Source organism: Lactobacillus ultunensis DSM 16047 (genome assembly GCF_001436305.1).
Lineage (GTDB): Bacteria > Bacillota > Bacilli > Lactobacillales > Lactobacillaceae > Lactobacillus > Lactobacillus ultunensis.
This window is the reverse complement of the sequence record NZ_AZFO01000040.1, coordinates 1-15,040: the sequence shown is the minus strand read 5'-3', so window position 1 is coordinate 15,040 and position 15,040 is coordinate 1. Positions and strand designations below refer to the sequence as shown.

Below are 15,040 nucleotides of genomic sequence, written 5' to 3'. Positions count from 1 at the left end.
CCTCTCTTTTGATCAAATGATCAGAGGGGGGTAATGAATGTCCATCGGACTTCACCTCTGTTTGATGATGTTCAACAAGACACTAAAGCACTTGACTTATATTAGTTTTTAAGCTAATATGTAGGCATAAGAAATAACCGAAAGCTGATGATCATTCCGCCAAGAATTCGATTAACTTAGGTTGTTTTCTTTTTTTCATATCTCGTTGACAATATTTACTATAAGCTAATAAACTAATATCGTCAATAAAAAAAGCTAAAAAACTATTATTTTTTCTGAACAAATATTCGAGAAAGGCTGACATGATTGAATTAGAGCGCACAAAAGAATTAGCAAAAAAATACAAAATGAACCTCCGTGAGGTAAACGATAAAGCAGGTTTGGGAAGGAATAGTATTTACAATTGGAAAAATCAAAGACCGGGCATTGACGCCCTCAATGCAGTCGCAGATGTACTACATACATCCACTAGCTACTTAAGTGGTAAGACAGATAATCCCGCGCCTAAGGCTGATGAAACCGGGGGTATCTCAATAGATGGTGAAGTACCATACTACTATCATGGCTATACCATTCCAGATGACTACCTTAACATAGTTCGTCAACTTATGGAACGTGACATCAAAAAAGGACTTATAAAGCGGCATGACAACAGCAGAGCAGAATAGACAAGAACTCATAGACTGGTTATTAGCCTATGCTAAAAAACACGAAATTGTAGTTGAATTTGTTGATGTAAATCCAACTTATCGCCCCTTATCTTTAAAGCAACACCGCTTGGCCATTTTAACATAAATTGGTATCGCCCAGAAGAGGTGCCGTTCTCAATTGGTCATGAAATAGGTCATATTATGCTGGCTAATGGCGACCTAGACTCACACAGAAATCAAACTTTTGCAGGGCATAACTCTGAAGAAGATCCAGCTGACATCTTTTCAGTAAAACTAATCTATGATTATTCCTGCAGAAAAGGCGACTGTTTCGAAGAACCTGGTCTCTTCATGCAATCATACGGAATACCAGACCGAGTAACTGACATCACTAAAGAATTATTTAAACGAAAATAATCGACACCTAGGAGCTTGCTTTAACAGGCTTCTTTTTGTTTGCATAAAAAAAGACGGTCAAATGACCCCCTACTCTCTGCACAGTTAACGTCATGTTAGCTTAACTTATTCCTAAACACATTATATCAAGCACATGGTAGCACCATGCTTAAATCTCCAAAGCTAATGTTTACATATTAGCTTTTCATTTTCAAAAATGCCACTATCATTTTACTTCTAACTGCTCTTTTGCTACTTCGTCAAGGACTGCCCTAACAAAACCATTTCTTTACTCAATCAAATACACCTAATCCACTAACTTCATAAACTTTTAACCAAGCCCTGAAACAGTCCAATCCTTAACCTAAATCCAACTGTCATTTCATCCATTTCTACCAATTTTCCCTTTAAGTTATCCTGTAACAGTCTAACTATTGCTAATCTTCCTGAAACCCCAGCACTACGCCCTTCCTTTGACTTCCTAATCAATAACTGCTTCATCAGATAACTTTCTTCACCCTCTACTTTTTCAGAGAAACACTAGTCTCTTTCAATCATTCACTAAAACCTCCACTACTAACTCCCATATTCCAACAATCCCATTCTGACCATAAGGCTTCTTTGACTAATTCATACCTACTGCTTCCTAACCAGTTCCTACTACTTTTTTCTAAATAAACAAATTCATTCCAAACCCCAACCAACCTAAAAAACCCATAAAAAAATCCTTTAAGCCCCACGGGGCTTAAAGGTAGAGGCGCTTCGCGCCTCCTCAATAGTTAGCCTAAGCGTGGCTATTGAGGAGGCGTATGGCTTCCGTACAGTCGAAAATTAATTGCTCAAAAATCAAGCTTTTTTGCTTCAGATCTCAGCAATTAATTTTCGCCGACCGTTTGAACTCACCCTGCCCTTGTTCCTTTTCGATCTCGGTTTTACGTCACGTTGGACGAGAGTTTTTTTGTTTCTGTTCAATAACTCGAGTAAACTTGAACATTACGATCTAAAGGATAGTCGTTAGCATTTCCAAGGCTTCCTTATTGACTCAATTAGGTTAATCAACCCGCATGGACAATTTGCCACGTCTTTAGTATTTGCGAAATACCAGGTTTAGCTTACCTATGGTAGTTTACTCCCAGACTGGCGCTTCTCCAGCAACTGAGGGGCTTAAATTAGTGATTAACATGGATAGCCGTTCCCTAAGCGTTAAGGGTTATCAACCCACTAAAAAAGCTATAGTCAAACTCATTGACTATAGCCTGTTAATCATCTTTTTTATTACTTTCTCTCATAATTCACTGCTTTAAACTGTTGAATTATAGTGTTTACCTTGCTAAAATGGAAACATAAGAAAGTTTAAAAATCACTTATTGATTAATTGGTCTAATCGATGAGCTTGACCTTGAGGAGATACGCCAATATCTTAACAAGGCTTTTTTATTGCTCTCTTTTATTAAGTTGTTAGTAGCTATTATAAAGCACTTTCAACAACTTTAAAAGAGAATTCTTCATATAAAAATGCTGAAATTGCATTAAATTAGCAATTTCAGCATTTTTTGTTAAACATTATTAATTAATCAGTAACTTTTACGGTTGCTGCAGGTTCTACAGCCAGCAATGCGATCAAAGCAAAACTAACATCGCTTGCACCTGAAATAGTAGTGAAGACTGTAGTCATCACTGGAGCAGTTGTCATAGCACAAGTATTTAGCGCAAGCCCAGCTCCTTATTAAATTACTCGGTTCGTGTAGACATAACTCTTTTAGTAGTCTGTAATTTTCTTTTACTTTGAATACATATTTTAACAGTGATTATCAAAACTAAAATTTCTATAATTAACAAAATCAATAGAGCATATTTAATGTTGCTAAAACCAGAAATACTAGTTAAAAAAGTCGTCATAATTGGTGCCGTTATCATTAAAATTGTATTCAATAACCCGACGCTGGAAGCTAAAATTTTATGATCGACAATTGTTACTAGCCATTGAGTTAGTTTAATAGAGCCTAAACTAGCAGTTACTGCTAACGAGAAATAGAAAGGCAAAATTACATAAAGATTAGCAATTAAGGCACCACTAGTAACTCCAAAACCAAAGATCAAAGCTAGAATAATAACAGTAAAAATAGAAACTTTTTTAAACAATTGTGGACCAAACATACTACCTAAGGCGGCACCAATACTGATAATTACCCCAATAATAGCAATTGTGAAACTATAAGTAGAAATAATCATCGTAGAGCGATGACCAGCCATGACAATTGGGATTAAAGCTTCCATGGCATCCAAAATGCCATTTAAAATAGCTATGATCAGTACGACACTCAATAAGCTATGCTGTTTTCTAACCTGTTTATAAGAAGTTTTCATAGTTTCCCAGAAATTTTTCTTATTTATTTCTTGATGTTCAAGTGATTCCCCCTTCTTCTGATGTATATAGCCGACTCTTAAATAAAGAAAACCGGCAATTAAAAAGGTTAAAGCATTGAAGTAGGCTAAGCTAGAGTAAGACATAAACAGTAACAAACCGGCACCAGCAAATTGAGCCACTGTATTAATTACTTCAGCAACACCACTAGTAAAGCCTTCAGCAATACCAAAATCTTCTTTACCAACAATATCGGCCACCAAGGGAGAAATTAAACCACTTGAATATGAACCAAATGTATCGGAGATAAGGTTAATCAAAATAACGGCTAATACTAAGATCCAGTCATTTAAATGACTAGCAAAGAGCAAACCAACGACAAGATATAGGATAAAGCGGAGCATACACATTAAGAAGATATTTTTGAATTTGTGATGGGTTCGATCAGCTAAATAACCACCAAAAATATCAAAAAATCTTGGAATTGCTTCTGAAATAGCAATTAATGATAGGGCAAGTGAGTAGTTTTGTAATTTACTGGCATAAGTCATTAATGCTAAATAAAAGAGAATATCACCAGCACTGGATAGAAAACTGGCAATAGAAAATTGGCGATAGTCTTTGTTTTTTAGAAAAATATTCATAATAGAGGGCTCCTTCTTATTTAGTTTTCACAGATTAGAATAGAAGTCCTATAATAAAAATACGAAAAATGTCGTATTCGAAATTTTTAAGGAGATACAAAATGACCATTGGAGAACTTTTAAAAGAATATCGACTTAGCCAGAACAAAAAACAAAAAGAATTTATTGGGCAAATTATAAGTCCATCTTATTATTCTAAAGTAGAAAAAAACATTCATCGAATTACCGCAAGTGACCTATTAGCATTATTGCACTATAATGACATCTCACCGCGGGACTTTTTTACCCGGTTGGATCAAGATGATCAATTCAAATATCAGCAGTTGCGAGACTTTAATGATTTAATGCTAGATGCTTATTATAATAACGATAAGAAAGAGCTTGAGCACATTAAAAGTTTAATCGATCAAAGTAGCTTAGCGAAAAAAGACAAGCAAGAACAAAAATTACTAGTTGATGGCTGGCTAGAGTCAATGAAAAAACCAGATGAAGACCCCGACAATGAAGTCGGGAGAAAAATAAAGGAACAAATTTTTAATATTCCTAATCTTAATGAAGCTAAGATAACCTTATTTTGTAATTTTATGCGATTCTTTGACTTAGATACTGATAAGATGATAGCCACACAAATCATTAATCAATATCAAAAGGAAAATGATATTGACATTCAAGAGAAAATTCTAGCGATTATTATCAATATACTTGTTTTTACTATTGAGCAACATAAACTGAACGATATAGACTTTTTTATTCAAAGCGCGACGCAAATTAAAACTAATCCTGATCTCTTCTTTTATAAGAACGATTTATTATTTTTTGAGAATTTCATTGAATATCTTAAAACCAATAATAAGAAGGCATTAAACAATTGTAAGATTGCGATAAATAATTTTGGTCTTTTAGGTATGACAGAATATGGACAACAAATTCAATTATTTTTTGACAAATATCGAAAAAATAGATAATTAAAAATTTGAAATGACAGAAATATCGTATTCGAAACTATTTTTCAAATACGACATTTCTTATTTTACTTTGTCTTTTATGAGTATATTAGAATCGTAATCAAGAAAGGAAGAGTTAAAAATGAAAATTAATCCTTTGGACGTCACAGTTAAAGTGATTATGAAGCATTGATTTTAATATCAAGGAGATGAACAAATAATGTGTTTTATGAGTGGGGTTCATATTGGTCCACCACCATACATTGGAACTTGGTAACCCGAATGAAGAAAAAGAAAAAAGTAATTAATCAATCTTCTGCTGGTAAACAAAAAAGCCAAAAATTACATCCAACAACAGATGGAGTTTTAATCAAATTTAAATAACTAAAGAGGTGAGATAAATGAGAACTTCAATTTTAGGTCATATTAAGATCGATATTAAATGGTAATTATTGAAAATAATAATACTTAAGCAGTTTCTTTTTAGAAACTGCTTTTTGTTTTGTAATCAAAAGTTGAAAGTCTTGAATACAAAAGTAGAATCTTATAAGATTAGGGCATAAGCCATATTCATAACTTGTATTCATAATTGAAAGGAAATATATGACAAATACCATTTATGGCTATGCTCGTGTTTCAACTACTCAGCAGGACTATGCAACTCAAGTTGAAGACCTAAAACAGGCAGGAGCGACCAAAATCTTTAAGGATAAATACACAGGCACCACAGCAAATCGACCAGAATTCGATAAATTGATGGCTCAAATTGGTAGTGGTGATACCCTAATTGTCACCAAATTAGATCGACTAGCACGTAATACTCAGGACGCATTGAACATTGTTAAACAATTAAATGCTGAGGGAATCATTCTACGCGTCTTAAATATTGGTACGATTGATAATTCACCAAGTGGCCGTCTAATCTTCACTGTATTCAGTGCATTTGCAGAATTTGAACGTGATCTTATCGTGAACCGAACCCAGGAAGGCAAGGCATGGGCAAAAGCCAATAATCCTAACTTCCATGATGGTATGCCTCGAAAGTACACCTCAGAACAAATTGATTTTGCGTGGAAGCTCCATACTCAAGACCACATGAGCTATTCTGAAATCAGTCGGAAATTAGGTATGTCAAAAGCAACTATCTACCGGCGTTTTAGAGAGTTAAGAGACAAAAAAGCCGCCCCGAAGGACGACTTTTTGCACTAGTGCTTTAATAGCTGGTTTAGTTCGTGAAGGACTAAATGTAATTCATTCAAAAGTGCGATTGTTAGGATTAGTGTTACAACATCTGACATGATACAGCTCCTTTCTAGCCTTTTACAGCAGTGTAGGGGCACAAAAGCATGCCATAACCATTTTATCATGTTATAATGATTAAAGGATTAGTGTTATGCTGTCGACATGAACGAGGCATGCAAAACGTGGGCGGTCGTTTGACCGCTTTTTTTATTTAGCATATTTCTAAAATTTGACCAAAAAAATAAAAAAGCGTTGATCTGTCGCACTTTTTCATCTTGGGAAAACAAGGCATGAGCGAAAGCTAATAATACCAACCTCCATGATGGTATGCTTCGAAAGTACACTCCAGAACAAATTGATTTTGCCTGGAGGTTGCATACAGGAGCTATTCTGAAATCAGCAAGAAATTAGGGATCTCCAAAACACCAATTTATCGACGCTTTAGAGAATTAAAGAATGCAAAATAAAAAAGTCACCGACTATACAACTGCCGATGACTCTGGTCGCGTCTACTAATGATGACTACTTATCAAGTAGATTATTTAGTTCCCGAAGAACTAAATGGAGCTCATGTAGCAGAACGCAAATTAGGAAAATTGTCATGTCGTCCAACGTCTCTCACCTCCTATAGGGTGGTTGATTGAGCCAACCCTAGAATGTGCATGAATGACATGCATTTTTATTTTAGCATGTTATAATACATGTAGGAAAATTGTCGCGTCCAATGATCATGGATGCATGCGCAGCAAGACGATAACTTGCGAACGCGCGGTGGCTCTGCATAATAGCAGGGCTTTTTTGTTTTGAAAATCATTATTCAAAGCTAATTTCTGACTTAATGCTATTTTGTCTACTCCTTTTTTTAATTATTTATTGGTCATCTCCATCACGATCATCGGAATATTCAAAATTTGTTTCCGCATTATCACCTTGCTGATCCTGATCGTTATCGGTATTAATTCTATTTGAAATTTCAGCGCTATCAGCAAAAGAATTCGTTGCTGTAGGTATCTCATCATCTGAATTTTGGGAATAATCATTGGAATTAGTTGCAACATTCTGCTCATTTTTTTCCGTCTTCAGTTCTTCAACTTGCTCATTTAAATTAGAAACTGCCTCAAGCAAATCGTTAATTTTATCATTGATTTTTTCACTACAGCAACCAACTGAAATTGATTGTCCAATTGCTTTCGCAAATCTTGAACTTCTTTTTCCAGTGAAGCAATCAATTGCTTATCTGACTGTTTCTTAGCTTTTTCCAATTTGAAACGAGCGACTACTGCTAACCTGGTAGCATTTGAAAATTCTTTCTCTGAAGTCGAAAACCCTAATTTTTTTCAGTTGAACTTCAACATCCTTTAAAGTGAGGTTCTTATCTTTGGTAGCTTTCACAGCTGCCTCAAAAATTTCATACTTTGAAAACTTGTTCATTCCGAGCACCTTCCGTTTTCCATTAAATAATTTTGAAAGCTTTTGCTTCCTATGATTAAGCATAAAATGAAAAAACAAATCACAGGTGGTTTTGTTTTTTTGAGGAAAAATGAACTTTTAAACTGTTAAATTTTTGTCGTCTAATTTTTTCATGACGCAAATTTACGTCTTTTTTGAGATTTTGACTCTCTCCAGTAAAGAGCATAAGGGAAATCTGACCCCACACCGTTTTGCAAGGTGTGCTGGGCTTGGTTATACCAAGCGATTTCGCATTTTTAGAAGTGGGGTCACTTTTTGAAATTTTGGCGTCTTTAGACGTCAAAAATGTTCGCTTATAGCCTTAATTGGCGGAAAAAGACGTCACCTTTTTTAGTTAAAACCCGAACTTGGCGGTTTTTGCGTCAAACATTACGTCTACTTACGTCATACTTTTTTATCAAAATTTTTTGCTAATTATCAAAATTTTCTTCCTTAATTTTTCTTTTTGCTAAATTTGGATGACTTAATAAAGCAAATAAAATTTTCCTAATTGCTTTTTGATTTTTCTGTGCGAGTTCAAAAAAGCAAAAAATTTTTTACTTAAAATATCACTCAAGGATAAATTATTTAGCAATTTAAATTGCTCTATCTAAAAATTTTTCACTCAATAAAACAGAATTTTTTCAAATTTGATCTCATATTTGTGTCTAGTAGATCACAAAAAAATAATTTTTTCAGGTAATCTATATTTTTCTAGTCCAACAAATGAAAAAAATTTTTTGTGCTCTGACTTTGAATTTGATTTTATTTTTTGCCATAGCTTTAAAATTAACTCGAAAGAAATTAGCACAAGAGCGCAAATTTGAATTAATTTTTTTGAGTAAAATCATTTAATTTCAAATTTTTATTGCGAAAAATTATTTTCTGCTTCAATTTTTTTGACGACAAAATTATGCTGCCAACATTTTTTAGCTTAATAAATTTTCACTGCGCTTAACAAAAATTATTTTTTCTTGCAAACATAATCTGTTTTTTTTGTGTGCAAGAAATTTCTTTTTCAAAACTCCAGAGATTATAATCGGCTTGTAAATATAATAATTATGTACAACACAAAAAGCTCCCAAGAAGCCTAAACAAGGCGACTGGGGCTTTTTTTTACACTTTATTTGCCAAAAATTCGTTGAAACCAGTTAGAGCGGGGCTTTTCAGCATTCTCGTTTGCTTGATTATCGGTTTCTACAGTTGAACTAACTTTCTCATCATTGCTCTCAGCACTGGTATTGCTATTTTCAAGGAGCTTCACTGTCATGTTATGAGAATCGTTAGCTAACTTACTAATGACTGCACTTTGACTCGTCCAATTAGAAATTTGTTGATCTTTTTCTTTTATTTGCTGATCTTGCTTTTCGATTCTAGCAACTAATCGCTTGTTTTCTGCTGTTAGTTGACTTACTTGTTCCTGTAACAACTCAATAGCTGTTGGTGTCTTGGAAGTCTTGTTAGACGGGGCTTTATGAGCTTCTAGATATTGTTTAACGTATGTTGCATTGAAATACTTAGCCTTACCTTTAGTGTGGTCTGGGCTAACATGTCTATCTGATAGCCATCTACTTACAGAAGCTTTGCTAACCCCTGCTATAGTAGCAATCTGAGTTACTGTATATGTCTTATTTTTGTCTATTTTCATGTTAGCTTACTCCTTGTTAGCCTAACTTGTAGAGTTAACATATAAATTGTAACATTCTTCTCAATAGTTTATATTAAACAATAAGAATAGCAGTAGAAATAAAGGATCATATTTTGATCGGGTTGCCCACTGCCTTAACACTATGCTAGTTAAAAGAAGGCGCACAATCTATGCAAAGACTTCTTAAGGAGCGGCACGTACGGAAAGCGGTACGTGCTTTTTTTGTGTACGATTAATTAGTTAGAAAGGGAAGATAATCATGACAACATGGAATGATGTAAAAAAAGAATTAACTTCTATTAGTCCAAAGGATATGAGTACTATTGAAGGTTTAGCATATCTACATGCCCAAAGGATTAAACAAGGAATCTCTCAAGTAGAGTTAGCTAAAAGAATTGGTATGAAACAACCACAATTAGCTAAAATTGAGAATCTAACTTCAATTCCCAGCTTAGAAACGCTAGATCGCTATGCTAAAGGCTTAGGCTTAAAGGCGGTAATTTCATTTAAACCATTAACTAATGGCGAGTAAAAAAGTTATGTCACAAATTTAAGGAACATAGCTTTTTTATTTAGCCTTACTATTAATGTGGCTTAGGTTAACCTGTTTTTTATGTTATTTAGATAGTTTAAAGTTACAAAAAAGGTTACAAAAACTGTAACCTTAAAAAATGTTGATATATAGGGCTTTATGTAGTATTGGTTACAAAAGGTTACAAAAAACTGTAACTTTTTTTGTAACCATACAAAAAAAGCCCCATTTAGGGCTCTTTTAATAGTTTATTTCTTTTAGACCAATTTTACTATCTGTATCATTTTCAACTCCATCAGGTAACAGCATCATATTTTGCCAAACTCTGGTAGCTTTGTAGCTAACTTTTCTAACAACTTCTTGGAATCCTAATTTTTTAATTTTCTTATTGAATTTTCGCTCTGTCATTCCCTTAACTTTCAAATTGTGCTTATCTGCCCAATCGATGAAATTAGTATATAGATCATGCTTCTCAACAATCCAACCATGATCCCCTGTATATTCTGGATCTGCCTCACATCTGGAAGCCACGAACCTGGCTACAGGGTCACTATCAAGCTGGAATTGTTTCCAATTCTCCTCGATAGCTTCACATTTAGGAAGCACATCCTGTTGAGATTCTCCTGTATCTCTACGTAACTTGGCAATTGAAAATGCATCAATACACTGTTTAGCGAATGCACCACGCTCTTTAGTAATTCTAAGCATTCCATATTTTTCTTCAAAATTCGGAATTTTGTGCCATTTGAAAATGTAAATTCTCCGTTTTTCCGCAAATCCTAAATTCTGAATCTCTGGCATGTCGTTTGTCGCAAATACCATTGTAGCGTAGTTGGCAAACCGCAAATTTCTTTTATTCTTGACCTCTGCGTCAAACGGATTACCACCAGTCAACTGTTTGGCTGTTCCCATCATTGATGAATCAATGTAAGAAGCATTCAAGTCATCATAGGTATTGAGTTCTTTGTGATACAGCTCTGCAAGTGCGAAATTAGTACCTGTCTTTACAATTTGATCAAACGACAAATGAGAGTTAGTCCGAGAACCAATTAACTTTGAACCCCAATAATCTAAAAATTCAGACTTACCGTCCCCACCTTCACCAGTAATGAAGATCACGAATTGAAGTGGTTTGTAGCAGCGGTAGAAGCTAGCACCAATAAGGATTTTTATTAATTCTAATAGCTTCTCATCACCGCCTAGACTCTCTAATAACCATTGATTTGTACATTCTGCGTCACCATCTTCAAGATCGTAATCTCGCTTATAAGTGAAATAACGCTCAGGAGAATGCTCGACATTCTGATTCGTCATAATGTTGTAATCATAATAATCAAATGGAATGTAGTTCAGATTCAATGGGTCACTCTGATCGAATGTATCTTCATACTTTCGTCTGTCCATTAACGCTGTAACAAGGTTAGCAGTATCGTTTACGACCTTACTACTTAGCAGATTATAGGCATGGCGGTACTCATCATCGTAAAAGTAGCTTGCCACGATATTCCTAATCCCTGCAAGATCAACTGGTTCCCAATAATCTCCATTATAGATGTAGCTGGTTGACTTGCCATTGTCGTCAACTACAGAAAACATCTCATTATCATCTAATATGGTCTTCGCTAACAAGTTTGGCTTAGCTCGCCAGCCTCGTGTATTACCGTACTGATCGATAATCGGTTGTGCCCAGCTAGGACGCGCTTTAAAATTACTGTCCTTTTTCTCAACTAAATGTAGTGAATTTTCTTTTTCTTTCTTTTTTGGCATACTAAAAAACCTCCGTTTTGCCAGACACGAGTTTGGACAATTCCGAAGGCTTCTTCTGCTTTGATCTATCTCACGAGACTTTGCAATAGGTATATTTTTCGTGTATAATACTTAGAGAATTAAGGACATAAATAGCGTCTTGAATTCATATAAAATTGACTGTTAGATCAAAGCAACTTCGAATTAGTTTACCAGACTGAGTCATCGGAATTGCTTTTTTCGTGTTCTCTTTTTAATTTCTTTCATTATTATACCAAACTTAATAGTCTTTAGAAACGTTGATATAATAAGGCTTTTTTTGCTTTTAGTTGATTCTAAATCCCAAAAATGAAGTCTTTTTAATTTGAGTTGATGTTAGTTAATTTTAAAGATAATACCATATTTGATGTACACGCAAGAATTTTAGTTTTCTGTGTTACAATCCATGTAGCAACGAAGTAATTACAGTGTTAGAAAGCAACATATTCAAAAAGCCCTACCGTGTTAGCGGTAAGGCTTTCTTTTTGCACATTTGAAGAATTCCCGATCTTTTATCCAATAAAAAAGACGGTCATTCGACCGCCCTGCTAATTTTTGAGCTACCAGCTAGTAGCCCACGCACATCACGTGCATACTTTCTCGTACTAGTAGTTATACCGATCGACCGCGAAAGCATCAAGTGCTTTAAGAAAGCTCTTAAGAAGCGATTAAAGCATATGCTTGATCAGTTTCTACGTTGATTCGTAGCATAGCTGCGCCACTACCAAGTCGTCCTTCGGGGCGACTTTTTTGCATATTTGCAAATTTACTTCTTCACTGCGGCTGCTTGAGCTTCTGCAGCAGTGTTTGATGGAGTTAATGCAGTACTATCAGGATCAAATTGTACATCACTAGCCTTTACGTAACCATCGGAAAAAGTTACTTCTCCATGATTACTGTATACTGAATTGCTGACTAAATGGTAGAACAACTCTGCTTTCTTTTCACTTGGAACCCAGATATAAAGCAATTTATCTACTCTATAACTTCCGCCTTGTTTTCTAACCTGATCACCCTTAAAGTCAATTTTAGTACCATCAGCATTATAAATATCGGTTGGTTTAGTAAACTGAATCAGTGACTTTTTGGTTTTATTGTAAGTTACAGTTGGTATTTCTTTTGCAGCTTTAACAGAATGACTGTAAATCCAATAATTTGTTCCTTTAATATGATAGATTGCTAATTCACCGTCATCATCACCATCACTACCAGTATCAGCACGTGTACCTTTTTCCAAACGATCTACTGTAAATTTATCGCCTTGTTTTGCATACTTTCCTGAAGGCTGAACAGCATCTTTATCAGGTACCTCAACACAAAGAGCAGCACGCTTATCAGTTACAGTAACGGTCGTTTCTTCTGAGTAGTTTCTTGAGATGAAGAAGAATTAGTGTTGACATTTGTATTAACACTAATTACGGGTCCTAAATTGTACGATTTAATATATTGCTTTTGTGGTCCACCTACTCTGAAATAGTGCTTACCATTTCTAAATTTATACGAGCCACCATAAGTAGTCACAGTTTGTCCTGCATATAACTTCCAGCGGCCGTTGTAAGAAGTTCTGCCATTAGAAGAACGATAAATATACGTATTATGAGTAATCTTTCTGGTTACACCATCAATGTTAGTAGCTTTTATATATTGATTTGATCCATATATTCTATAGTAGAAGTCACCATTAATTTTTACAGGTGTTGTCATGACATTAACTGTTCTGTAGGCATAGTATTTATTTCCTGTGCTTTTTCCATTTTTGTCATATCCCATTGAAGTATGCATAATCGTCTTGGTAATCGCAGTATCTGCATCGGTGCTTGCAGCTTGAGTTGTACTTGTTAAAGCAGCCAAAGGTGCAACAGCCATTAATGCAGTTGCAGAAATTAATAGAGCCTTATTCTTCATCATAATCATCCTTTTCAAATATCTTCATTGCAATTATATCTCTATAAACAAGTTAAAGCATCAAAAAAGGGCATTAAGCCGCTGCGACTTAATGCCCAAAGATCAATTTATCTATATTAGATTAATCCCAAGTTAATTCATAGATCTTATTTAAAACAGTCTTATTTTCACCATACACATTAGCATGATAAGCTACGGTTAAGTAACAGTGATCTTCATCAATAATTTGAATACTTTCTACTTCACTGTGCTTACCAGAAATATCTAATCCACCAAATGCGCTTAAGTTTACCGAACTCCATTGGGATTCTGCATCTTCACTTTGTGCATAGTAAGGAATTTTAACAATTTGCTTGTGGTGAACTGACCAATGTCCATTTTTTAGAGATGGATAATGTTGACTTGAAATATAGATATTGCCATTATTATCAAGATCAAAACCTTGAATTGAATTGATAATATTATCCTGACCATCACCATAAAGATTTGAAATAGTAAAACTAGTTTGATATGGGAAACCGTCTAAGCTTACATACCCAGTGCCCGCATTGTCTAAGGCATTGTTAATAGTATCTAAGTCATAAATCGTAAAGTGACCAATTTCACCATCTTCAATAGTTGCAATTAAAAATTTAGTGTAATCTGGTGAAACAGCAGCTTCCGCATGAGTCATGTCATCACCGCTAAATGGATCAGAACCAGCACGGTTAAGATATGCTAAACGTGGAAACTCAGTGTTTGAAGCATGAGGACCTGAAGTGTAGCGAATATCAACACGTGCAATTTGCTTTGCCCATTTATATTTAGGATCGTTATAGGATGGTTTAACGCCTACAAACCATTGGCCAGCTCTAGTATTACCATTGATATCATTATGATTTCCGGCAAATTCCCAAGTTTGGGTGTGGCCGCCAGCTTGTCCTGACAATTCAAGAATAGAGTTATTAATATTATATCCACGATAACCGCGCAAGATAGTTGTTGTGTCTCCACGTAATTGCAAAGCGTAAACATATTTTGATCCTACATTACCCTTTTGAACAACTGCTTGATATCCAGTACCTAAATCAAATTGACTTAAAATATTAACATTTGTAGTTTCATTCAATGTTTTCATAATAAAACCTCCGAAAAATTTAAAAATTATTACTACTTTTCTTGAGTCTGCTCATCCATTTGCTTGGCCACTTCCGCAAAAATATCCTGGACTTCCTGCTTGTTCAGTTTGAACCCTTTGGCTTCAAGACTGTTCACTACTGCGTTGCCGACGCGGTTGATCTTTTGCTCATTAGAAAGATTTTCCTTGTCGTACAAGTTGACGTAACTCTTCATCAAGTAGTCTGCAATATTGCGAAATTGCTCTAAGCGCTTGTTCTTGAAATGAACCCTGCTCAAGATTCCAACACCAATCACGCTAATTACCCATAAAGCTAGGGTAATCAGCTCAATGCAATCATGAATATCCATGACTAAATGAATC

Annotated in this window: 14 protein-coding genes and 1 pseudogene; 7 read left to right on the top strand and 8 right to left on the bottom strand. The window is 34.9% G+C overall.

Going from position 1 to position 15,040, the window contains the following annotated elements; translation table 11 throughout:
- The first annotated feature begins 302 nt into the window (after window positions 1–302).
- The 3 genes from FC57_RS09275 to FC57_RS11345 are packed head-to-tail and all read left to right on the top strand — an operon-like array spanning window position 303 to window position 1,067.
- Window positions 303–668, top strand: coding sequence for a helix-turn-helix domain-containing protein (locus FC57_RS09275; protein WP_007127100.1), 366 nt, complete (start codon window positions 303–305; stop codon window positions 666–668).
- On the top strand, window positions 646–795 hold the full coding sequence (locus FC57_RS11350; protein ID WP_236695728.1) for a hypothetical protein: 150 nt from the start codon (window positions 646–648) through the stop codon (window positions 793–795). Before FC57_RS09275 ends, FC57_RS11350 begins: the two co-directional genes overlap by 23 nt.
- Window positions 796–815: 20 nt before the next feature.
- On the top strand, window positions 816–1,067 hold the full coding sequence (locus FC57_RS11345; protein ID WP_007127099.1) for a hypothetical protein: 252 nt from the start codon (window positions 816–818) through the stop codon (window positions 1,065–1,067).
- Between the two features lie 1,549 nt (window positions 1,068–2,616).
- Here the strand turns inward: FC57_RS11345 and FC57_RS11415 are convergent.
- Together FC57_RS11415 and FC57_RS09255 are read right to left on the bottom strand one after the other, a co-directional pair.
- The gene (locus FC57_RS11415) at window positions 2,617–2,739 is read right to left on the bottom strand and encodes a hypothetical protein (RefSeq protein ID WP_003625708.1); all 123 of its coding nucleotides are present in this window, start codon (window positions 2,737–2,739) and stop codon (window positions 2,617–2,619) included.
- A gap of 38 nt (window positions 2,740–2,777) precedes the next feature.
- Entirely contained in the window at window positions 2,778–4,055 is a 1,278-nt protein-coding gene (locus FC57_RS09255) for an MFS transporter (RefSeq protein WP_007127096.1), read from the bottom strand.
- A gap of 101 nt (window positions 4,056–4,156) precedes the next feature.
- On the opposite strand from FC57_RS09255, the gene FC57_RS09250 reads away from it, so the two are divergent.
- From FC57_RS09250 to FC57_RS11440, 3 genes are all read left to right on the top strand, one after another.
- Window positions 4,157–5,020: a helix-turn-helix domain-containing protein gene (locus tag FC57_RS09250; RefSeq protein WP_056990028.1), complete on the top strand. Its 864-nt coding sequence runs from the start codon at window positions 4,157–4,159 to the stop codon at window positions 5,018–5,020.
- 582 nt (window positions 5,021–5,602) lie between these two features.
- Complete coding sequence (locus FC57_RS09245; RefSeq protein WP_005728417.1) at window positions 5,603–6,208, top strand: recombinase family protein; 606 nt, start codon at window positions 5,603–5,605, stop codon at window positions 6,206–6,208.
- Window positions 6,209–6,606: 398 nt separating this feature from the next.
- Window positions 6,607–6,708, top strand: coding sequence for a winged helix-turn-helix transcriptional regulator (locus FC57_RS11440; protein WP_230853000.1), 102 nt, complete (start codon window positions 6,607–6,609; stop codon window positions 6,706–6,708).
- 403 nt (window positions 6,709–7,111) lie between these two features.
- Here the strand turns inward: FC57_RS11440 and FC57_RS09240 are convergent, their stop codons facing one another.
- Window positions 7,112–7,366, bottom strand: a complete 255-nt coding sequence (locus FC57_RS09240; RefSeq protein WP_007127109.1) for a hypothetical protein — start codon at window positions 7,364–7,366, stop codon at window positions 7,112–7,114.
- Window positions 7,367–8,813: 1,447 nt separating this feature from the next.
- Window positions 8,814–9,338: a helix-turn-helix domain-containing protein gene (locus tag FC57_RS09230; protein ID WP_003625689.1), complete on the bottom strand. Its 525-nt coding sequence runs from the start codon at window positions 9,336–9,338 to the stop codon at window positions 8,814–8,816.
- A 259-nt stretch (window positions 9,339–9,597) separates the two neighbouring features.
- Between FC57_RS09230 and FC57_RS09225 the strand changes: the two genes are divergently transcribed.
- Entirely contained in the window at window positions 9,598–9,870 is a 273-nt protein-coding gene (locus FC57_RS09225) for a helix-turn-helix domain-containing protein (RefSeq protein ID WP_003625691.1), read from the top strand.
- Window positions 9,871–10,110: 240 nt separating this feature from the next.
- Here the strand turns inward: FC57_RS09225 and FC57_RS09220 are convergent, their stop codons facing one another.
- The 4 genes and pseudogenes from FC57_RS09220 to FC57_RS09205 form a co-directional block, all read right to left on the bottom strand.
- Entirely contained in the window at window positions 10,111–11,637 is a 1,527-nt protein-coding gene (locus tag FC57_RS09220; protein WP_007127106.1) for a DNA primase family protein, read from the bottom strand.
- A 784-nt stretch (window positions 11,638–12,421) separates the two neighbouring features.
- Window positions 12,422–13,563: pseudogene (locus FC57_RS09215) on the bottom strand (SLAP domain-containing protein).
- 118 nt (window positions 13,564–13,681) lie between these two features.
- Entirely contained in the window at window positions 13,682–14,677 is a 996-nt protein-coding gene (locus tag FC57_RS09210) for a helveticin J family class III bacteriocin (protein WP_007127103.1), read from the bottom strand.
- A 32-nt stretch (window positions 14,678–14,709) separates the two neighbouring features.
- Window positions 14,710–15,027 (bottom strand): hypothetical protein, encoded by a 318-nt coding sequence (locus FC57_RS09205; protein WP_007127102.1) that lies wholly within the window; start codon window positions 15,025–15,027, stop codon window positions 14,710–14,712.
- Window positions 15,028–15,040 lie beyond the last annotated feature (13 nt).

Excerpts from the sequence above, each read along its gene's own strand:
- FC57_RS09275 (WP_007127100.1), top strand. The coding sequence starts at position 303 with ATGATTGAATTAGAGCGCACAAAAGAATTAGCAAAAAAATACAAAATG.
- FC57_RS11350 (WP_236695728.1), top strand. The coding sequence starts at position 646 with ATGACAACAGCAGAGCAGAATAGACAAGAACTCATAGACTGGTTATTA.
- FC57_RS11415 (WP_003625708.1), bottom strand. The coding sequence starts at position 2,739 with ATGACAACTGCTCCAGTGATGACTACAGTCTTCACTACTATTTCAGGT.
- FC57_RS09255 (WP_007127096.1), bottom strand. The coding sequence starts at position 4,055 with ATGAATATTTTTCTAAAAAACAAAGACTATCGCCAATTTTCTATTGCC.
- FC57_RS09250 (WP_056990028.1), top strand. The coding sequence starts at position 4,157 with ATGACCATTGGAGAACTTTTAAAAGAATATCGACTTAGCCAGAACAAA.
- FC57_RS09245 (WP_005728417.1), top strand. The coding sequence starts at position 5,603 with ATGACAAATACCATTTATGGCTATGCTCGTGTTTCAACTACTCAGCAG.
- FC57_RS09230 (WP_003625689.1), bottom strand. The coding sequence starts at position 9,338 with ATGAAAATAGACAAAAATAAGACATATACAGTAACTCAGATTGCTACT.
- FC57_RS09225 (WP_003625691.1), top strand. The coding sequence starts at position 9,598 with ATGACAACATGGAATGATGTAAAAAAAGAATTAACTTCTATTAGTCCA.
- FC57_RS09220 (WP_007127106.1), bottom strand. The coding sequence starts at position 11,637 with ATGCCAAAAAAGAAAGAAAAAGAAAATTCACTACATTTAGTTGAGAAA.
- FC57_RS09210 (WP_007127103.1), bottom strand. The coding sequence starts at position 14,677 with ATGAAAACATTGAATGAAACTACAAATGTTAATATTTTAAGTCAATTT.
- FC57_RS09205 (WP_007127102.1), bottom strand. The coding sequence starts at position 15,027 with ATGGATATTCATGATTGCATTGAGCTGATTACCCTAGCTTTATGGGTA.